Source organism: Streptomyces sp. NPDC046335 (assembly GCF_055587985.1).
Map to the genome: position 1 here is coordinate 153649 of NZ_JBVJFF010000011.1, position 19348 is coordinate 172996.

General features: G+C 72.1%; 18 protein-coding genes. 7 read left to right on the plus strand and 11 right to left on the minus strand.

Annotated elements, in window-relative coordinates; all coding sequences use genetic code 11:
* Position 1: 1 nt before the first annotated feature.
* The 6 genes from ACZ6JY_RS26740 to ACZ6JY_RS26765 form a co-directional block, all read right to left on the minus strand.
* Complete coding sequence (locus ACZ6JY_RS26740) at positions 2 to 715, minus strand: YceD family protein (RefSeq protein ID WP_469199654.1); 714 nt, start codon at positions 713 to 715, stop codon at positions 2 to 4.
* A 114-nt stretch (positions 716 to 829) separates the two neighbouring features.
* Complete coding sequence (locus tag ACZ6JY_RS26745; protein WP_469199656.1) at positions 830 to 2002, minus strand: ATP synthase subunit B family protein; 1173 nt, start codon at positions 2000 to 2002, stop codon at positions 830 to 832.
* 111 nt (positions 2003 to 2113) lie between these two features.
* Positions 2114 to 2593, minus strand: coding sequence for a pantetheine-phosphate adenylyltransferase (coaD, locus tag ACZ6JY_RS26750; protein WP_469200100.1), 480 nt, complete (start codon positions 2591 to 2593; stop codon positions 2114 to 2116).
* Positions 2594 to 2619: 26 nt separating this feature from the next.
* On the minus strand, positions 2620 to 3213 hold the full coding sequence (gene rsmD / locus ACZ6JY_RS26755; protein WP_469199658.1) for a 16S rRNA (guanine(966)-N(2))-methyltransferase RsmD: 594 nt from the start codon (positions 3211 to 3213) through the stop codon (positions 2620 to 2622).
* Between the two features lie 108 nt (positions 3214 to 3321).
* Entirely contained in the window at positions 3322 to 5556 is a 2235-nt protein-coding gene (recG, locus tag ACZ6JY_RS26760; protein WP_469199660.1) for an ATP-dependent DNA helicase RecG, read from the minus strand.
* An 84-nt stretch (positions 5557 to 5640) separates the two neighbouring features.
* Positions 5641 to 7425 (minus strand): DAK2 domain-containing protein, encoded by a 1785-nt coding sequence (locus tag ACZ6JY_RS26765; RefSeq protein ID WP_469200102.1) that lies wholly within the window; start codon positions 7423 to 7425, stop codon positions 5641 to 5643.
* Between the two features lie 212 nt (positions 7426 to 7637).
* Between ACZ6JY_RS26765 and rpmB the strand changes: the two genes are divergently transcribed.
* The 3 genes from rpmB (at position 7638) to ACZ6JY_RS26780 (ending at position 12343) form a co-directional block, all read left to right on the plus strand.
* Positions 7638 to 7823, plus strand: a complete 186-nt coding sequence (gene rpmB, locus ACZ6JY_RS26770; protein ID WP_016642993.1) for a 50S ribosomal protein L28 — start codon at positions 7638 to 7640, stop codon at positions 7821 to 7823.
* Positions 7824 to 7938: 115 nt separating this feature from the next.
* Entirely contained in the window at positions 7939 to 10947 is a 3009-nt protein-coding gene (locus ACZ6JY_RS26775; protein WP_469199662.1) for an AfsR/SARP family transcriptional regulator, read from the plus strand.
* A 34-nt stretch (positions 10948 to 10981) separates the two neighbouring features.
* On the plus strand, positions 10982 to 12343 hold the full coding sequence (locus ACZ6JY_RS26780) for an FAD-dependent monooxygenase (protein WP_469199664.1): 1362 nt from the start codon (positions 10982 to 10984) through the stop codon (positions 12341 to 12343).
* Here ACZ6JY_RS26780 and thiD read toward each other — a convergent pair.
* Positions 12316 to 13137 carry a bifunctional hydroxymethylpyrimidine kinase/phosphomethylpyrimidine kinase gene (thiD, locus tag ACZ6JY_RS26785; RefSeq protein WP_469199666.1) on the minus strand — a complete coding sequence of 274 codons (822 nt, stop codon included), beginning with the start codon at positions 13135 to 13137 and terminating at the stop codon, positions 12316 to 12318. The genes ACZ6JY_RS26780 and thiD overlap by 28 nt on opposite strands.
* Positions 13134 to 14102 (minus strand): thiamine-phosphate kinase, encoded by a 969-nt coding sequence (locus ACZ6JY_RS26790; protein WP_469199668.1) that lies wholly within the window; start codon positions 14100 to 14102, stop codon positions 13134 to 13136. Before ACZ6JY_RS26790 ends, thiD begins: the two co-directional genes overlap by 4 nt.
* 209 nt (positions 14103 to 14311) lie before the next feature.
* Here ACZ6JY_RS26790 and ACZ6JY_RS26795 point away from each other — a divergent pair, with 209 nt between their 5' ends.
* Positions 14312 to 14545 (plus strand): Lrp/AsnC family transcriptional regulator, encoded by a 234-nt coding sequence (locus ACZ6JY_RS26795; protein ID WP_361173939.1) that lies wholly within the window; start codon positions 14312 to 14314, stop codon positions 14543 to 14545.
* A 20-nt stretch (positions 14546 to 14565) separates the two neighbouring features.
* Positions 14566 to 15063 carry a DUF3515 domain-containing protein gene (locus tag ACZ6JY_RS26800; RefSeq protein WP_469199671.1) on the plus strand — a complete coding sequence of 166 codons (498 nt, stop codon included), beginning with the start codon at positions 14566 to 14568 and terminating at the stop codon, positions 15061 to 15063.
* Positions 15064 to 15108: 45 nt separating this feature from the next.
* On the opposite strand, the gene ACZ6JY_RS26805 is transcribed toward ACZ6JY_RS26800, so the two are convergent.
* The 3 genes from ACZ6JY_RS26805 to ACZ6JY_RS26815 are packed head-to-tail and all read right to left on the minus strand — an operon-like array spanning position 15109 to position 18145.
* Positions 15109 to 16290: a D-alanine--D-alanine ligase family protein gene (locus tag ACZ6JY_RS26805; RefSeq protein ID WP_469199673.1), complete on the minus strand. Its 1182-nt coding sequence runs from the start codon at positions 16288 to 16290 to the stop codon at positions 15109 to 15111.
* Positions 16291 to 16337: 47 nt separating this feature from the next.
* Complete coding sequence (locus tag ACZ6JY_RS26810) at positions 16338 to 17366, minus strand: NAD(P)H-dependent glycerol-3-phosphate dehydrogenase (protein ID WP_469199675.1); 1029 nt, start codon at positions 17364 to 17366, stop codon at positions 16338 to 16340.
* The gene (locus ACZ6JY_RS26815) at positions 17363 to 18145 is read right to left on the minus strand and encodes a lysophospholipid acyltransferase family protein (protein WP_469199677.1); all 783 of its coding nucleotides are present in this window, start codon (positions 18143 to 18145) and stop codon (positions 17363 to 17365) included. The genes ACZ6JY_RS26810 and ACZ6JY_RS26815 overlap by 4 nt, the downstream gene beginning before the upstream one ends.
* 181 nt (positions 18146 to 18326) lie before the next feature.
* On the opposite strand from ACZ6JY_RS26815, the gene cofC reads away from it, so the two are divergent.
* Both cofC and ACZ6JY_RS26825 read left to right on the plus strand, forming a co-directional pair.
* A complete protein-coding gene (cofC, locus tag ACZ6JY_RS26820) occupies positions 18327 to 18962 on the plus strand; it encodes a 2-phospho-L-lactate guanylyltransferase (RefSeq protein ID WP_469199679.1) in 636 nt (211 codons plus the stop codon).
* 79 nt (positions 18963 to 19041) lie between these two features.
* Positions 19042 to 19245, plus strand: coding sequence for a hypothetical protein (locus ACZ6JY_RS26825; RefSeq protein ID WP_365362137.1), 204 nt, complete (start codon positions 19042 to 19044; stop codon positions 19243 to 19245).
* The last annotated feature ends 103 nt before the right edge of the window (positions 19246 to 19348 follow it).

A 19348-nucleotide genomic window follows, 5' to 3' on the forward strand; every position in this document is an offset into this window, starting at 1 on the left:
GCTACTTCTCCTGCTTCTCGTCGACGTGCGCTGATCGAGGCGCGTCGCCGCTCATCTCGTCCTTCTCGCCGTCCTGGATGGTTCCAGCGAGTCCCTGCAGTGCCGCCCAACGGATGTCGACGGCGTCATGGTGGTGGTCCGGGTCGTCCGCGAGCCGCACTCCGCACTGGGAGCACAGGCCCGGGCAGTCTTCCTGGCACACCGGCTGCATCGGCAGTGCGAGCACCACCGCGTCACGCAGCACAGGCTCGAGGTCGAACATGCCGTCCTCGAGAAAGAGCCTGTCCTCGTCTTCCTCGGCGTCGTCGGCCGGTTCCGCGGTGCGGCCCCGGTCGTCGGCGTCAGGGTACGAGAACATCTCCTGGAAGTCCGCTGCGAGCTCCAGCTCGAGCGGCTCCAGACACCTTACGCACTCCCCCTCGGCCGATGCACGGGCGGTGCCTGTGACAAGCACCCCTTCCATGACCGACTCGAGACGGACGTCGAGCTGGACCGGGGCGCCCTGCGGCACTCCGATGACCCCTTCGATACCGAGGACGCCGGGCGGACCGGGCGCTTCGATCTCGCGGGCCACCCGCTGCATGGCACCAGGACGCCGACCCAGTTCGTGTGTGTCGAACACGAGTGGGTTGCGGTGGTCGAGGCGCGTGCTCAGGGCTTCTCCTGCTTTCGATCCGGGAAGTTCAAAGGGGGCCGTCGCACTGCCGCGGCTCATGCGCCGCTTGCGTGGGCAGCCTGAGTCGCGGACGTATGCGCGACCGAAGAGCCAGGATACTTGACCATTCGCTCTCGGCCCAATCCGGACCGATCGCCCCCGCCGGCGCCCCTGCTATCGCCCCTGCTCGTACTGGCGGAGCTGCTCGGCGCTGATCATGGTCGTGTCGAAGAGGCTGGCCTCCTCCAGCGTCCCCGCGGCCTCGTACTGGGGCTGCTGGGGCGTGTGGGGCTGCTGGTGCTGGTGGGGCTGCTCGTAGGGCTGCTGCGGGTGCTGCGGCTGTTGCTGCTCGTAGCCGTACTGCTGGTGCTGGTCCTGGTGCTGGTGCTGGTACGCGTACGGGTCCTGCTGGCCGTAGGGCTGCTGGTACGCGTACTGGTCCTGGTGCTGCTGCTGGTACCCGTACGGGTCCGGCTGCTGCTGCGGCTGTGCGTACGGGTCCTGCGGCGGGAGCGGCGGGGCCTGGGGCGGCTGCATCGGGGACTGCTGCACCGGGGGCTGCTGGGGCGTCGGGGACTGCTGGGGCATGGCCTGCTCGGGCGGCGGGGCCTGCCGCTGAGGGGGCGCGCCGATCGGGGCCGCGAGGTCCGCGAGGTACTCGGCGTCGGTGGTGTGCCCCTGGGTGGCGCTGCCGTCACCGAGCGCGCCCAGCTCATCGGCGGGCGCCCGGCCGTGCAGGGTCTGGCGGCCGCGGCCGACCGCCTCCAGGGTCTTGGCGAGGACCGCCTCGAAGGCGCCGAGCTTGGCGTCGACGTACGCGTCGGCGTCGCGGCGCAGCGTCTCGGGGTCGTGGCTGCGCTGGGGGGCGTCCTCGTCCTCGTAGCCCTGCTCGTCGAGGCCGGGACCGGTGCCGAGGAGCTTCTCGCGGCCGCGGCCGACGGAGCCGAGGGTCTTGGTGAGGACGACCTCGAAGTTGGCGAGCTTGCTGTCCACGTAGTCGTCGGCCTCGGCGCGGACGTCCTCGGCGGACTGGCGGGCCTCGGCGAGGATGCGCTCGGCCTCGCCCTGGGAGCGGCGGGCGACCTCGGTGTCGGAGATCAGGGAGCCGCGCTCGGCGTGCGCGCCGCTGATGATGCGCTCGGCCTCCTGGCGGGCCTGCTCGACGAGCTGCTCACGGCCGCCGATCAGCTCCTGCGCCTGGGCGAGGGAGCCCGGCAGCGCCTGGCGCACCTCTTCGAGCATCGAGAGCAGATCGGCGCGGTTGACCACGCACGAGGCCGACATGGGCATGGACCGGGCGCTGCCGACCGCCTTGACGATCTCGTCGATCTTCTTCTGCACGTCCACCGTGTGCTCGCCACTCTCTACAGCTGGTTGGGAGACGGACGGGACGACTGTAAGGCCAGTGGCCGCCCGCCCGACACCGGGTGACGAACTGTCAGTGGGCCGTCCCGGGCGTCACTTCTTGCCCAGGCGTTCGACCAGGGCCTCGTGGACCACCGGCGGCAGCAGGTGAGCGACGTCGCCGCCCCAGGCCGCGACCTCCTTGACCAGCGAGGAGGAGAGGAAGCTGTAGGTGGGGTTGGTGGGGACGAACAGGGTCTCGACGCCCGAGAGGCCGTTGTTCATCTGGGCCATCTGGAGCTCGTAGTCGAAGTCGCTGACCGCGCGCAGGCCCTTCACGATGGCCGGGATGTCGCGCTGCTTGCAGAAGTCGACGAGGAGGCCGTGGAAGGACTCCACCTCGACGTTGCCGAAGTCGGCCGTGACCTGGCGGATCAGCTCGATCCGCTCGTCGATCTCGAACAGGCCCTTCTTCGACTGGTTGATCATCACCGCGACGTGCACCACGTCGTACAGCTTGGAGGCGCGGGCGATGATGTCGAGGTGTCCATTGGTGATGGGGTCGAACGACCCCGGACAGACGGCGCGGCGCAACGTGAGTCCCTCGCTCTCCGGTCCGGTCATGGCGCGATCTCTGAGTCGTCGCACGTAGAGGCGGCGCGACCGTACCAAAACGTCCCTTCGCCGTAGCGACGGGACCTGAGGGCCTCGAAACCCTCCGGCCAGCCGAAGACACCGCCTCTTGTACTGCGCTCAACGGTGACGAGCGCGTCGTCCGTGAGCCAGCCTTCCGAGCGGAGTGTGAGCAGTATCTCCCGAAGATCGTCATCGGTGACGGCGTAGGGCGGGTCGAGGAAGACCAGGTCATACGGGGTGGACGGCCGCCCCTGCCGGACGATCTGGGCGGCTTTGCCCGCTCTCACCTCGGCGCCGGGCAGACCGACCGCCTGCACGTTCTCCCGGATGGTGCGGGCGGCGCGGGCGTCCGCCTCGACCAGCAGGGTGTGCGCGGAGCCCCGGGAGAGGGCCTCCAGGCCGACGGCTCCCGAGCCCGCGTACAGGTCGAGCACGCGGGTGCCGTCGAGCGTGCCCTGGAGCGCCTGCCAGGTGGAGAAGAGGCCCTCGCGCGCGCGGTCGGACGTGGGACGGGTGCCGTTCCCCGGCGGTACGGCGAGGCGGCGTCCGCCGGCCGTACCGGCGATCACGCGGGTCATCTGAGTCCTTCTGGCTGGGCTGTGGTCCCTCCACGATATGGCGTGGGCGGGCGTCGGCCCTTGTCGAGGTGGTGCTCGCCGGCTCTGCCGGGGGGTGACGGCCGGGCGTCAGCCCTTGTCGAGGTACTGCTCGCGCTCGGCGTCGAGCAGCGCGTCAAGGGCGGTGCGCAGCTCGGGCAGGTGCTCCAGGTCGGGGTCCTCGGCCACCACCGTGACCGCCTCCTCGCGGGCGGCGGCGATGATCTCCTCGTCGTCGATGACCGCGAGCATGCGCAAGGAGGAGCGGACACCGGACTGGGCCTGGCCGAGCACATCGCCCTCGCGGCGCTGCTCCAGGTCGATGCGGGAGAGCTCGAAGCCGTCGAGCGTGGCGGCGACGGCGCCCAGACGGGCGCGGGCGGGCGCCGCCTCCGGCATGTCGGTGACCAGGAGACAGAGGCCGGGGGCGGAGCCACGGCCGACCCGGCCGCGCAGCTGGTGGAGCTGGGAGACGCCGAAGCGGTCGGCGTCCATGATCACCATGGCGGTGGCGTTCGGCACGTTCACCCCGACCTCGATGACGGTCGTCGCGACCAGGACGTGGGTCTCGCCCGCGGCGAAGCGGCGCATCACGGCGTCTTTGTCGTCGGGCTGCATGCGGCCGTGCAGCGGCTCGATCCGCAGGCCCCGCAGCGGGCCGTGGGTGAGCTGCTCGGCGACGTCGAGGACGGCGAGCGGGGGCCGCTTCTCGGCGGTGGCCTCTTCCTCCGCCCTGTCCTCGGCCGACTTCTTCTTGCCGGTCTTCGAGGCCTTCTTGGGGTCGTCCTCCTCGTCGCCGATGCGCGGGCAGACCACGTACGCCTGGTGGCCCTTCTCGACCTCCTCGCGCACGCGCTCCCAGGCGCGGGCGAGGAAGTGGGGTTTGTCCTGGGCGGGGACCACATGGCTGGCGATCGGCGAACGGCCGGCCGGGAGCTGATCCAGGACGGAGGTCTCCAGGTCGCCGAAAACCGTCATCGCGACCGTGCGCGGAATGGGCGTGGCCGTCATGACGAGCAGGTGCGGGGGCTGCTTGCCCTTGCCGCGCAGGGCGTCGCGCTGCTCGACGCCGAAGCGGTGCTGCTCGTCCACGACGACCAGGCCGAGGTCGTGGAACTGCACCTTGTCCTCGATCAGCGCATGGGTGCCGATGACGATGCCGGCCTCGCCTGTGACCAGGTCGAGCAGGGCCTGACGGCGGCCGGCGGTACCCATGGAACCGGTGAGCAGCGTGACCTTGGTGGCCTGCTCGGCACCGCCGAGCATCCCGCCCTCGGCGAGCTCCCCCATCATCTCGACGATCGAGCGGTGATGCTGCTGGGCGAGGACCTCGGTCGGCGCGAGCATGGCGGCCTGCCCACCCGCGTCGACCACGGCGAGCATGGCGCGCAGGGCGACCATGGTCTTGCCCGATCCGACCTCTCCCTGGAGGAGGCGGTGCATCGGGTGTTCGGTCGCGAGGTCGTCGAAGATCTCCTTGGAGACCGATCGCTGGCCTTCGGTGAGGGTGAAGGGGAGCTTGGCGTCGAAGGCGTCCAGGAGGCCGCCCTCCCTGGGTCTGCGGGCCACGGCGGGGAGCTGCGCGTCCGCGTGCCGCCGCCTGGCCAGGGCGACCTGCAGGACGAAGGCCTCGTCCCACTTCAGGCGGTCGCGGGCGGCGGCGATGTCCGCCTTGGTGTGCGGGCGGTGGACCTTCAGGAGGGCCTCGGGGAGCGGGACGAGGGCGCGGCCCTCCCGGAGCGAGGCGGGGAGCGGGTCGAGGGCTTCCTGTGCGCTGGGCAGGACGGTCTCGACGGACTTGGCGATCTTCCAGGACTCCAGTTGCTTGCACGCCGGATAGATCGGGATGAGCGCGCCGGCCCAGCTGTCCACGGCGTCCGGGTCACCGCCGCGCAGCAGTTCGTACGCGGGGTGGGCGAGCTGGAGGCGGTGGTTGAAGACGGAGACCTTGCCCGCGAACATCGCGCGGGTGCCGGGCAGCAGCTCGGTGTGCGGCTTGTGGACGCCGCGGCCGAAGAAGACCAGGCGGAGCTCGCCGCTGCCGTCGGTGATGGTGACTTCGAGGCGCTGGCCCTGGCCGCGGGGCGCCTTGGGCGACTTGAACGTGTGCAGGCGTGCGCTCGCGACCTGGGCGACCACCGTGACGTGCTCGTCCAGCGGGAGGTCGGCGAGGCGGGTGAGCTCGCCCCGCTCGGCATACCGCCGGGGGTAGTGGTGCAGGAGGTCGCCGACCGTGTGCAGGTCGAGGTGCTCGGCCATCACCTTCGCGGTGGCGGGACCGACCACTTTCTTCAGGGGTTCTTCGAGCGCAGGCACGAGATCCATTGCACACCACCCCACTGACAATCCGCCGCAGGACCCTCGTATCCGCAGGTCATTGGCTACGTGGACGCATCCGTCCCGCGTGCGCTACTCCACGCCGATCAGCATCAGCGCCGCCTGGCGGCCGCCGCGGTAGACGACCGTGTCGACGGCCAGGTGCGTCTCGCGCACGTGTTTCTCCAGGTGCTCCGCGAGCGTGTCGGGGACGGATTCGCCGAGGACGAGCGTGACCATCTCGCCGCCGGCGGACAGCATGCGGTCGAGGACCGACGTGGCGGTGCGCGCGACCTCCGAGCCGATCACCGCGACGTCACCGTCGATCAGGCCGAGCACGTCACCGGCTTGGCAGATGCCCGCCATGGTCCACGACTGCCGCTCGGCGACGGCCAGTTCTCCGTAGCGGGTCGCGCCGGCCGCCGAGGTCATGGCGACCACGTCCTCGTCGAAGCCGCGGTCGGGCTCGTGCACGGCGAGGGCCGCGATGCCCTGCACCGCGGAGCGGGTGGGGATCAGCGCGACGCGCACGCCCTCGGCCCTCGCCTGCTGCGCCGCCGCTGCCGCGGTGTGCCGCAGCTCCGCGTCGTTGGGCAGGAGCACCACTTCACGCGCGTGCGCCCGCCGGACGGCGTCGACCAGTTCGCCGCTCGCGGGCGGCTCCCCCACGCGCGTGGGCACGGTGGTCGCGCCGGCCTCGGCGTAGAGCCCGGCGAGCCCCTCGCCGGGGACGACCGCGACGATGGCCCGCTGGGCGCGCTCCCTGGGCGGCCGCGCGGTGGTGTGGGCGTCGCCCACACCGAAGTGGGTGATGCGGATGCGGTGCGGGCGGCCCGCCTCCACGCCCGCCTCGACGGCCGCTCCCGCGTCGTCGACATGGACGTGGACGTTCCAGAGGCCGTCGCCGCCGACCACGACGAGGGAGTCGCCGAGCCGGTCGAGCCGGGTCCGCAGCCGGGCGACCGCGGTGTCGTCCGCCTCCAGGAGGTAGATCACCTCGAAGGCGGGGCCGCCCTCCTCGACCGGCAGGTCGTCGCACTCGACGGCCTGCTCCGCCGCCGGGACGCGGTCGCTCCCGCCACCGGCCACGGCATCGGCCACCACATCGGCCGCCACGCGTGCGTGGCCCCCCTCGGCGCTCACGCGTGCATGGCTCCCTTCAGTGCCGCGGAACGACACCGTCTCGCCCGACAGCGCGGCCACCAGCGCCCCGAGCACCGCGACGAGGCCGCGTCCGCCCGCGTCCACCACGCCCGCGCGGCCCAGCACGGCGAGCTGCCCCGGGGTCAGGTCCAGGGCCGTCCGTGCCCCTTCGTAGGAGGCTCGTGCCACGGCCTCGCAGTCGCCGGTGCCCTCGGCCGCCGCCGCCTTCGCCGCGGCGGTCGCCACGGTGAGGACGGTGCCCTCGACCGGGTGGGCGACCGCCTCGTACGCGGACTCCGCGGCCTGCCGCAGTGCCAGCTCCAGGGCCCGCCCGTCGGCGTGATCCGCGCCACGGGCGCCCTGGCCGTCCTGGCCGTCCTGGCCGTCCTGGCCGCCGAGGATTTGGGCCATGCCACGCAGAAGCTGCGAGAGGATCGTGCCGGAATTTCCGCGGGCGCCGATGAGGGCTCCGTGCGCCATCGCGCGCACCGTCTCCGCAAGCGAGGGCGCGGACGGCTCGTGGCCCGTGAAGGCCGCGTCCACCGCCTGGCACGCCGACTCCATGGTCAGGTAGAGGTTCGTTCCCGTGTCCCCGTCCGCGACCGGGTAGACGTTGATGGAGTCGATCTCCTCGCGGGCCCTGCCGAGGGCCTCCAGAGCCAGTCGGGACCAGGCGCGCACCGCGACCGCGTCGAGGTTCTGCGGCACCTGTTCGCCTCCTTGACCATGCGGAATGGACGCAGCGTAGACCCAGGGTGAACGGGGGCTCCGGGGCGGGGGCCGGGGAAGACATGGTAGTTTCGTTCTATCGAAGCGGTCGTTGTATGCTGCTCCGGTTGCCCGATACACATCGGGCCATTCCTCCTGGCAACGCCATTCCGATCATTGCACTGATCCCGGCATGCCGGGATTAACCGTAAGTGCATCTGAAGTCTTTGGAGTGACCCGTGGCTGCCAACTGCGACGTCTGCGGCAAGGGGCCGGGCTTCGGCAACAACATCTCGCACTCACACCGCCGTACGCCCCGTCGCTGGAACCCGAACATCCAGCGTGTGCGTGCCGTGGTGAGCGGGACGCCGAAGCGCCTCAACGCTTGCACCTCGTGCATCAAGGCCGGCAAGGTCTCGCGCTGACGTCAGCGCGGCCACCTAGCTGGTTGCTGAATCAGCCGGTCCCCCGTCAGGGGGGCCGGCTTTTTCGTGCGCCCACGCGCGCGGACCCTGCCAGAGCCCTGCCAGAATCTGTCGGATGCGCTTCGGCATCCTCGGCCCCCTGGACATACGTTCCTGCGACGGCACTCCCCTGGACCCCGGCGGGCCGCGCCCGCGCGCGCTGCTCACCCTGCTGCTCCTGGACGCGGGCCGCCCCGTCTCCGTCGAGCGGCTCACCGACGGGCTCTACGGGGACGACCCCCCGGCGGGTGCCGGCAACGCCCTCCAGTCGCAGGTCTCCCGGCTCCGCAAGCGCCTCGGTCTGGACATCCGGGCGGCTCCCGCGGGGTACCTCATCGCCGTCTCCCCCGAGGACGTCGACCTCCACCGCTTCGAGCGCCTGGCCCGTGAGGGGCGGCGGGCGCTCGGCTCCGGGGACCACGCCGGGGCCGCCGGGCTGCTCAAGGAGGCGCTCGGGCTCTGGCGGGGCCCGGCCCTCGCGGACCTCCCGGACGCCCGCCCCCTGGTCGCCCGCCTCGACGAACAGCGGCTCGCCGCCACGCAGGACCGTGCCGAGGCGGACCTCGCGCTGGGCGGCGGCCCCGCACTCGTACCGGAGCTGCGTGAACTGATCGCCGCGCATCCGCTGAGCGAGCGGCCGCGCGCGCTGCTGATGCGGGCCCTGCAAGCGGCCGGGCGGCCCGCCGAGGCCCTCACCGTCTACGAGGAGGCGCGGCAGGCCCTGGCGGACGCCCTGGGCACCGACCCCTCGGCCGAGCTGTCCGCGCTCCACCTGGAGCTGCTCCGGGGCCGCGAACCGGCCCGGCAGCGCGGTGTGCCCGCGCAGTTGACCCGGTGCGTGGGGCGTACCGACGAGCTCGCGCGCATCGGAGCCCTGCTGGCCGGGGCCCGGCTCGTCACGCTCATCGGCCCCGGCGGCGCGGGCAAGACACGGCTGGCGATCGAGGCCGCCCGCCCGCTGCCCGACGTCTGCTACGTGGAACTGGCGCCGCTCGGCGACGGGACGCAGGTGACGTATGCCATCCTCTCCGCGCTCGGTGTACGGGAGGGCTTCCACACGCCGGGCGGCGACATTACCGGGCGGCTGCTGTCCGCCCTGGAGGGACGCGAGCTGCTGCTGGTCCTGGACAACTGCGAGCACCTCGTCGACGAGGCGGCCCGGGTCACCGGGCTGCTCCTCGGCGCCTGCCCCGGCGTGCGGGTGCTCGCCACCAGCCGGGAGAGCCTGGGGATCACCGGAGAGGTGCTGTGGCCGGTGCCGCCGCTCGCCCCTGAACCCGCGGCGCTGCTCTTCACCGAGCGCGCGGCGGCCGTACGGCCGGACCTCCGCCAGCACCAGCACCAGCACCAGCTCATCGGTGAGATCTGTGCCGCCCTCGACGGGCTTCCGCTCGCCATCGAACTGGCCGCCGCCCGGCTGCGCACACTCTCCCTGGAGGAGCTCGCCGCCCGGCTCGGTGACCGTTTCCGGGTGCTTTCGCGCGGTGACCGCACGAAGGCGCCCCGGCACCGCACCCTGCACGCGGTCGTGGAGTGGAGCTGGGAGCTGCTGGACGGCGAGGAGCGGGAGCTGGCCCGCCGTCTGACGGTGTTCTCCGGCGGTGCCACCGCGGAGGCCGTGGAGGCGGTCTGCGGGGTGCCGCGACCGGAGGACCTTTTGGCCTCCCTGGCGGAGAAGTCGTTCCTCGACGTGGCCGACGGGCGCTACGGCATGCTGCGGACCATCCGCGCGTTCTGCGCCGGGCACCTGGCGGAGGCCGGCGAGGAGGACCGGCTGCGGGCCGCGCACGCCGCGTACTTCCTGCGCCTGGCCGAGACCGCCGACCCCGAGCTGCGCGGCGGCGGCCAGCTTCCCTGGCTGGCGCGGCTCTTCGGCGAGCACGGCAACCTGGACGCCGCGCTGCGGCACCTGACCCGCAGCGATCCGCACGGCGGGCTGCGGCTGATGGCGGCGCTGTCCTGGTTCTGGCGGCTGCGGGGCATCTACGGGGAGCGCAGGACCTTCGCCCTCGCGCTGCTCGACGCGGTGGGCACCGAGCCGCCGGAGGGGCTCTCCGAGGAGTACGTCCTCTGCCTGATCAACACGATCGCGGGCGACGGCTCCGACCCCGGTGAGCCGGAGCGCCTGGCGCGCGCGGACACCCTGCTCTCGGCGCTCGCGGGGCCGCTGCGGCTGCCGCACCTGGTGGTGCTCTGGTCGGTGGCGGGCGGTCCCGCGCGGGCCATGGAGGACCGGGTGCGCGCCCAGGTCGGCGACGACCCCTGGGGCGTGGCTCTCCTCGACCTCGGGCAGGGCTTCCAGGAGCTGTTCGCGGGGCGCGCCGAGGCGTCGGAGGCCGCGTTCGCCCGGTCCCTCGCCGGTTTCCGTACGACCGGCGACCGCTGGGGCATGGCCAACTGTCTCGACCCGCTCGCCATGTTCGCCGACTGGCGGGGCGAGCGCGCGACGGCACTGGAACTCCTCGACGAGGGACTCGTCCACGTACGCGAACTGGAGGCGCCGGAGGAGACCGCCGACCTGCTGCACCAGCGGGCCACGGTCCTGCTGCACGGCGGCGACCTCGAAGGCGCCGCGGCCCACTACACGCGCTCCGCCGCCCTCGCCCGCACCACCGGTGTCCCTGACAAGGTGGCCACCGCTCGGCGCGGTCTCGGGCACGCCGCCCGGCTCGGCGGTGACACGGCACGCGCGCGTGAGCACTACGAGGCGGCCCTTGAGACGTACGCGGCCAACTGGTTCAGCCTCGGCCAGAGCGTGCGGGCCCTGGTCGGCCTGGGGCGCACCGCGCTCGCCGAGTCCCGGCGCGATGAGGCCGCCGAGTGGTTCGAGCAGGCGCGCGCCCTGGCCGCGGACACCGGAGAGCTGGCCGAGGTCGCCGAGGCGCTGGCGGCCGTCGCCGCGCACCCCCAGGAGGCCGCCCGCCTCCTGGGCGCCGCCCACGGCCTGCGCGGCGCCCTGATCGCCGGGGACCCCGACGTCGCGGCCGTCGAGCGCTCGGCCCGCGCGCTGCTCTCCGCCGAGGAGTACGAGAAGGCCTACGACCAGGGCCGGAGCCTGCGGTCAGCGGCGGTCAGGGAACGGTAGGCGAGCGGTAAGCGGCCCTCCCGAAGCTCCTCCCATGACGAACACGACGAGCACGCAGACGAGCACGAAGAACACAACGCACACGACCAACGCGAAGAAGCCGAAGAAGCCGAAGAAGACCCAGAAAACGCAGACCATCGCCGCCCACAGCCTCGCCCACCTGGACGTCCTGATCTCGGGCGCCAGCATCGCAGGACCGGCGCTCGCGCTCTGGCTCGCCCGCCACGGCGCCCGCGTCACCGTCGTGGAGAAGGCGCCCGCCCTGCGCGAGGGCGGCTTCGCCGTCGACTTCCGCGGTGAGGTCCACCGCACGGTGCTGCGGCGCATGGGCATCTGGGACGAGGTGCACCGCCGCCAGACGCACATGGGCCGCCAGACCATCGTCGAGGCCGACGGCACGGAGCGGGTGGAGCTGCCCGCCTTCCTGATGAGCGGTGACGTGGAGATCTTCCGCGGCGACCTCTCCGGGATCCTGTACGAGCGCACCAGGGACGACGTGGAGTACGTCTTCGGGGACTCCGTGGCGACGCTGACCGAGCACTCCGAAGGCGTCGACGTGACCTTCGACCGCGGCGCTCCCCGCCGCTTCGACCTGGTCGTCGGCGCCGACGGGCTGCACTCCCACACCCGCCGCCTGGTCTTCGGCGACGAGTCGCGCCACCTGCGCCATCTCGGCTACTACGTGGCCGGCTTCAGCATCCCGAACCATCTGGGCCTCGACCGCACCGCGCTCATGTACAGCGAGCCCGGCCGCACCCTGGTGATCAACAACTACGACGGTGATCCGGAGCGGGCCGGTGCCGGCCTGGTCTTCGCCTCCGAGCGGCTCGACCACGACCGCCACGACAAGGAGCAGCAGAAGCGGCTGCTCGCCGCCCGGTTCGCCGGCATGGGGTGGCAGCAGGCCGCGAAGGCCCTGGAGGGCCTGGAGAGCGCCGACGACCTGTACTTCGACGCCATCGCCCAGATCCACGTCGACCGGCTCTCCCGGGGCCGCGTGGTCCTGCTCGGGGACGCCGGGTACGGCGCCACGATGGGCGGCATCGGTACGGGCACCGCGCTGGTCTGCGCGTACGTCCTCGCCGGTGAGCTCGCGGCGGCGCGCGGGGACCACCGCGTCGCGTTCGCCGCGTACGAGGCCGAGGTCCGGGACTACGCCAGGGGCTGCCAGAAGACCTCGGGCAACGCGGGCCCCTTCCTCGCGCCGCCCACGGAGAAGAAGATCCGCAGCCGGGACCGGGCGTACCGGATACTCGCCTCGCGTCTCCTCGCGGGCTTCTTCAAGAGGCTGACGGAGAAGGCCGCGAGCGGCATCACGCTCAAGGACTACCAGCCCGTGGACGCCGCCGACCAGTACTCCGCGCGGGACTACGCCCCCCTGAACCGCCAGCCGTGATCGACCGGGCCGATGCCGCCGCCGAGCGCGAATCCGGCGGCGATCGCCCCGGTGACGTACTCCTTGGCGGCCGCGACGGCCGTGGGGACGTCGTCGCCCCGGGCGAGCCGTGCGGCGATGGCGCTGGCCAGAGTGCACCCGGTGCCGTGGGTGTGCCGGTTGTCGTGGCGCGGGACGCGCAGGACGTGCTCCTCGGAGCCGTCGGTGAGCAGGTCCACGGCGTCGCCCTTGAGGTGGCCGCCCTTGATGAGCACCCACGTGGGCCCGTACGCGAGGACCGCGGCGGCGGCGCGCCGCATGCCGTCCTCGGAGGCGACCTCGATGCCGGTCAGTTGCGCGACCTCGTCGAGGTTGGGCGTCGCGACCGTGGCGGCCGGCAGCAGCTTCGTGCGCACCGAGTCGAGGGCGGACGCCGCGAGCAGCGGGTCGCCGTGCTTGGAGACGCCGACCGGGTCGACGACGGCGGGCGCGTCCGTACCGGCGAGCAACTCCGCGACGGTCTCGACCAGTTCGGCGGAGGCGAGCATGCCGGTCTTCACGGCTCCTACGCCGATGTCGTCGACGACGCTGCGGTACTGGGCCCGCACCGCCTCCGCCGGGAGCTCCCAGAAGCCCTGCACGCCCAGCGAGTTCTGCGCGGTGACGGCCGTGACGACGCTCATGCCGTGCGTGCCGAGGGCCAGCATCGTCTTCAGGTCGGCCTGGATGCCCGCGCCGCCGCCCGAGTCGGAGCCCGCGACGGTCAGGACGCGTGGCGGCGCCGATGCGGGCACGGCATCGAGGTGCGCGCTCACTCGTCTTCTCCGTTGTCCCCGAAGTGGTCCCAGCCCTTGCTGGTCCAGGGCGCGCCGTCCACGGTCACCTGGGGCAGCGCGGAGGGGTTCTGGACCTCGCCGATGACCTTCCAGCGGGCGGGCAGCTTCACGTCGGCGGGGAAGGTCGCCACGATCGCGTGGTCCTCGCCGCCGTTGAGCACCCACTGGAGCGGGTCGACGCCGACGGCCTGGCCGATGTCGTTCATCTGGGAGGGCACGTCGACGTCTCCGGAGCGGATGTCGATGCGCACCTTGCTCGCCTCGGCGATGTGGCCGAGGTCGGCGATGAGGCCGTCGCTGACGTCGGTCATGGAGGTCGCGCCGAGCCCGGCGGCCGCGGGGCCCGCGTGGTAGGGCGGTTCGGGCCTGCGGTGCGCCTCCACGAAGGCGCGCGGTGAGCGGAAGCCGCGCGAGAGCACCGCGTGGCCGGCCGCGGACCAGCCCAACCAGCCGGTGACGGCGACGACATCGCCCGGCTGGGCGCCGCCGCGCGTGACGGCCTCGTGGTTGCGCAGGTCGCCGAGGGCGGTGATCGCGACGGTGATCGTGTCGCCGCGCACGACGTCGCCGCCCACGACGGCCGCGCCCGCGACCTGGCACTCGTCCCTGATGCCGTCCATCAGCTCGGTGGGCCAGCTCACGGGCAGCTCGGCGGGGACGACGAGGCCGAGCAGGAGCGCGGTCGGCACGGCGCCCATGGCGGCGATGTCGGCGAGGTTCTGCGCGGCGGCCTTGCGGCCCACGTCGTACGCGGTGGACCAGTCGCGGCGGAAGTGCCGTCCTTCGAGGAGGATGTCGGTGCTCGCCACGACCCTGCGGTCCGGAGCGGACACGACCGCGGCGTCATCGCCGGGGCCGATCCGTACGGCCGGGGTGGAGGTGAGCCGTGAGGTGAGCTCCCTGATGAGCCCGAACTCCCCCAACTCGCCCACGGTTCCCTTCACCGAGTCTCACCATGCCCTTTCACACTGCTCGGCTTGCGGTCGCGAGCCGTCTGCGTCGTCGGTACGGTCGACGTGACCGTTGAATTCTGCTCTCCGTCCACCACGATGTGCGCCACAGCCCGCCCGGGTCTCCCCGCGGCGAGCGACGACGCGGTACCGTGGCGTCCCTTCTCTCCCCACATGATCCTCGTGGCCGCCCTGGAGGTTCCGTGGTACAGGCGTACATCCTGATCCAAACAGAGGTCGGCAAGGCGTCGACCGTCGCCGAGCTGATCGGCAAGATCCCGGGAGTGATCCAGGCCGAGGACGTGACCGGCCCCTACGATGTCATCGTGCGCGCCCAGGCGGACACGGTGGACGAACTCGGCCACATGGTGGTCGCCAAGGTCCAGCAAGTGGACGGCATCACCCGAACCCTGACCTGCCCGGTCGTGCACTTGTAGCCCCCGTCTACCCTGGCCCGGTGAACATCCCCCGTCTCCGGCGCCGCTGCCTCACAGGAACATCCGCTCTCGCGCTGTTGATCACGACGGCGGCCTGCTCATCTTCGGACGACGAGACGCCGGTGGTGGTTCCGTCCCCGGCCGCGAAGGCCGCGGGACTCTGCCGGAACCTGCACGAACAGCTCCCGGAGAAGGTCGAGGGACTTGAGCGGACCGACCCCGGGCCCACGTCGGAGCTGACCGCCGGGTGGGGAGACCCGGCGATCATACTGCGCTGCGGTGTCGAGCGGCCCCCGGAGATGATCGATCCCGCGTACGCCGCGAAGAACGGCGTCAAGGTGAACGGCGTCGCCTGGCTGCTGCAGAAGCGCGGCGACGGGTCGTACACGTTCACCACGGGGGCGCGCCTCGCCTACGTCGAGGTGACGCTGCCGGAGGAGCGTGCGGGGGACGGTCTCGGGCCGCTCACGGATTTCGCCGGGCCCGTCAAGAAGACCATCCCCAAGGGCATCGCCTGAGCCATCCTCCGGGATGACCCGGAGGCGGCTCTCAAGGCAACGATCTCAGCGCAGCCCGGTGGAGCGGTTCAGCGCCGCCTGGATGAGGCGGTCCACCAGCTCCGCGTAGCCGACGCCGCTCTTCTCCCACATCTGCGGGTACATCGAGATGGGCGTGAAGCCCGGCATGGTGTTGATCTCGTTGATCACGAAGCGGCCGTCCTCGGTGAGGAAGAAGTCCGCGCGCACCAGGCCCTCGCAGGACGCCGCCTCGAAGGCCTCGACGGCGAGCCGCTGGATCTCCGCGGTCTCCTCGGGCGTCAGCGGCGCCGGCACGATGCCGGGCGTCGAGTCGATGTACTTCGCCTCGAAGTCGTAGTAGTCGTGCGTCTGCACGGGCGGGATCTCGGCGGGCACGCTCGCCCGGGGGCCGTCCTCGAACTCCAGGACGCCGCACTCGATCTCCCGGCCGCGCAGCAGCGCCTCCACGAGGATCTTGGGGTCGTGGCGCTGCGCCTCGGCGATCGCCTCGTCCAGGCCCTCGAAGGAGTCCACCTTCGTGATGCCGATCGAGGAGCCCGCGCGCGCGGGCTTGATGAAGAGCGGCCAGCCGTGCTCGCCCGCGAAGTCCGCGACGCGCTGCCGGGCGCCCGCCTCGTCCTGGCGCCACTCGCGCGGGCGGATCACCAGGTACGGGCCGACGTCGAGCCCGAAGGAGGTGAACACCCGCTTCATGTAGTCCTTGTCCTGGCCGACGGCCGAGGCGAGGACGCCGGAGCCCACGTACGGCACTCCGGAGAGTTCGAGCAGCCCTTGCAGGGTGCCGTCCTCTCCGTAGGGACCGTGCAGCATCGGGAAGACGACGTCGACCTCGCCGAGCGCCTTGGGCACGGAGCCGGGCTCGCTGTAGACGACCTCGCGGCTGCCCGGGTCGACCGGCAGCACGACACCGCCCTCCATGGAGTCGGCGATCTCCGCGACGTTCGGCATCCTGCGGTCGGCGATGGCCATCCGCTCGGGCTCGTCGGCGGTCAGCGCCCAGCGGCCGTCCGTCGTGATGCCGATGGGCAGGACGTCGTACTTGGTGCGGTCGATCGCGCGCAGCACGGCGCCGGCCGTGACGACGGAGATGCCGTGCTCCGAACTGCGGCCGCCGAAGACGACGGCCACGCGCGGCTTGCGGAGCGGGCGCTCAGAGCTCGACTCGGGGCGCTGCTCAGGGCTCTGGGGGAGGTTCTCGCTGCTCATATCGGCTTGAGAGTACCTGTTTGCGCCTGAAGGAGTCAGTCGTGCCGTCAGCGGCGCTCGGGCTTCGCGCTGCGCGACATCAGCTCCTTCAGGGCGACCAGCGGGGGCGTGCCCTCGTGAACGATGCCCACGACGGTCTCCGTGATCGGCATGTCGACACCGTGCCTGCGGGCCAGATCGAGCACCGACTCGCAGGACTTGACGCCCTCGGCGGTCTGCTTGGTGACCGCGATGGTCTCCTGAAGGGTCATGCCCTTGCCGAGGTTGGTGCCGAAGGTGTGGTTGCGCGAGAGCGGCGACGAACAGGTCGCCACCAGGTCGCCGAGACCGGCGAGTCCCGAGAAGGTCAGCGGGTCCGCGCCCATGGCGAGCCCGAGCCGGGTGGTCTCCGCCAGGCCGCGCGTGATGAGCGAGCCCTTGGTGTTGTCGCCGAGGCCCATGCCGTCCGCGATGCCGACGGCGAGACCGATGACGTTCTTGACGGCACCGCCGAGCTCGCAGCCGATCACGTCGGTGTTGGTGTACGGGCGGAAGTACGGCGTGTGGCAGGCCCTCTGGAGGCGCTGCGCGACGGCTTCGTCCCGGCAGGCGACCACGGCGGCCGCGGGCTGCCTCGCGGCGATCTCGCGGGCCAGGTTGGGTCCGGTGACGACGGCGACGCGCTCGGCCGCCACCTTCGTCACGTCCTCGATGACCTCGCTCATCCGCATGGCGGAGCCCAGCTCGACGCCCTTCATGAGGGAGACGAGAACGGTCTCGGGGGCCAGGAGCGGCGCCCAGGCGGCGAGGTTCTCGCGCAGCGTCTGGGAGGGCACGGCGAGGACCGTGAAGTCGGCGCCCGCGGCGGCCTCGGCCGCGTCGGTGGTCGCGCGGAGGTTCTCCGGCAGCTCGACGTCCGGGAGGTAGTCGGGGTTGCGCCGGGTGGAGTTGACGGCATCGGCGATCTCGGCCCTGCGGCCCCACAGGGTGACGTCGCACCCCGCGTCGGCGAGGACCATGCCGAAGGCCGTACCCCAGGAGCCCGTTCCGAAGACGGCGGCCCTCACAGGTCCTGCCGCGTTCTCGGGGTTCGTCACTTGCTTTCCTCCGGGGTGCTGTCCGCGGTGCCCTGCGTCGCGCTGCGGCCCGCTGCCTTGCGTCGTTGTTCCAGCCGCGCCCTGCGCGGGTCGTACGGTGCCGCGGGGGCCTTCTCGCCCCTGACCTCCGCCAGGAGTTCGGTGATCGCGGCCATGATGGCCTCGGTCGCCTCGCGGAGCACCTCGGGCGTCGGCTCCTTGTCGTAGAAGCGCGACAGGTCGACGGGCGGGCCCGCCTTCACCCGGAGGGTCCTGCGCGGGAAGAGGGTGAGCTTCTTGCTGTACGGCGGCAGGGCGAGGTTGGCGCCCCACTGGGCGACGGGGATCACCGGGCAGCGGGTCTTGAGCGCGACCCGCGCGGCACCCGACTTGGCCGTCATCGGCCATACGTCGGGGTCCCTGGTGAGGGTCCCCTCGGGGTAGAAGGCGACGCACTCGCCGCGTTCGATGGCGTCCACCGCGGCCCGGAAGGCGTCGAGCGCGTTCGTGGTCTCGCGGTAGACGGGGATCTGGCCGGTGCCCTTCATGACCTTCGCGACGAAGCCGCCCTTGAAAAGGCCGTCCTTGGCCAGGAAACGCGGCACTCGTCCGGTGTTGTACTGGAAGTGCGCGTACGACAGCGGATCGATATACGAGTTGTGATTCACCGCCGTGATGAATCCACCGTCGGCCGGGATGTGCTCCATTCCACGCCAGTCCCGCTTGAACAGAACCACCAGCGGCGGTTTTGCGATCACCGCCGCCAGGCGGTACCAGAAGCCGATTCTGCGGCGGGACACGCGGGCACCTTCCTTCAAGAACTGTTCGGCCGCACAAGTGTCGCCCCGGGCTGCCGGTCTGTCGAGAACACCGTACGCCCACCCGTCTGCGGCCACTGCCCCCGCGCCGCCCCTTTCCCGTGGCCGGTGCCCGGGCCCGCCGACAGGTCACAATGGGCGCGACGACAAGGACGGAGCGCCCGTGCAGTGGACCCTGGTCATACCTCTGAAACCGCTGGCGCGCGCCAAGAGCAGGCTGGCCGCCACCGCCGGTGACGGGCTGCGCCCCGGTCTCGCCCTGGCCTTCGCCCAGGACACGGTGGCAGCCGCGGTGGCCTGCCCCGCTGTACGGGATGTGGCGGTCGTCACGGACGACGCCCTGGCACGGCGCGAGCTCTCGGCGCTGGGCGCCCGCGTCGTCCCCGACACCCCCGGAGCGGGCCTCAACGCCGCGCTGCGGCACGGCGGCGAAGCGGTGCGCGCGATCCGCCCCGAAGCGGCCGTCGCGGCCCTGAACGCCGATCTGCCCGCACTGCGGCCGGTGGAATTGGCCCGCGTACTCGACTGCGCCGCTCTTTTCCCCCGCGCATTTCTGCCGGATACCGCAGGAATCGGTACGACACTCCTGACGGCATCGGCGGGAACGGAATTGTCCCCAGAATTCGGTACGGACTCGCGCGCCAGGCACGCGGCGTCCGGCGCCGTGGAAATCACGCTGGAAGGCGTTGATTCCGTGCGCCAGGACGTGGATACCGGCGAGGATCTGCGGGCCGCTCTCGCGCTCGGCGTGGGCCCGCGCACCGCCGCGGCCGCCGCCCGGCTGCTCATCGCCGACTGAAGCCGGCCGAAGCCGGCGAAGCCACCGAACCGGACCCGACCGGATCGAACCCGCGGGAGGGACTGAGTACGCTGCCCCCATGCAGGCGACCGCGTACACGTACGACTCCGAGACCCGCAGCGGCAGCGTGCTGCTCGACGACGGCACCCCGGTGCCCTTCGAGGCCCCCGCGTTCGACGCGGGCGGTCTGCGGCTGCTGCGGCCCGGTCAGCGGGTGCGCATCGAGGTCGACGGCGAGGGCGACGGCCGCCGGATCACCCTGGTGACACTCCAGACGTTCTGACCCCCGTACGGCGGAACGTGCCGACGACGCAACGACGCGGGCCGGGGTCCCCCAAGGGGGCCCCGCCCCGCTTGCGGGTTTTCTCTTTTCCCCCCCCTCTTTC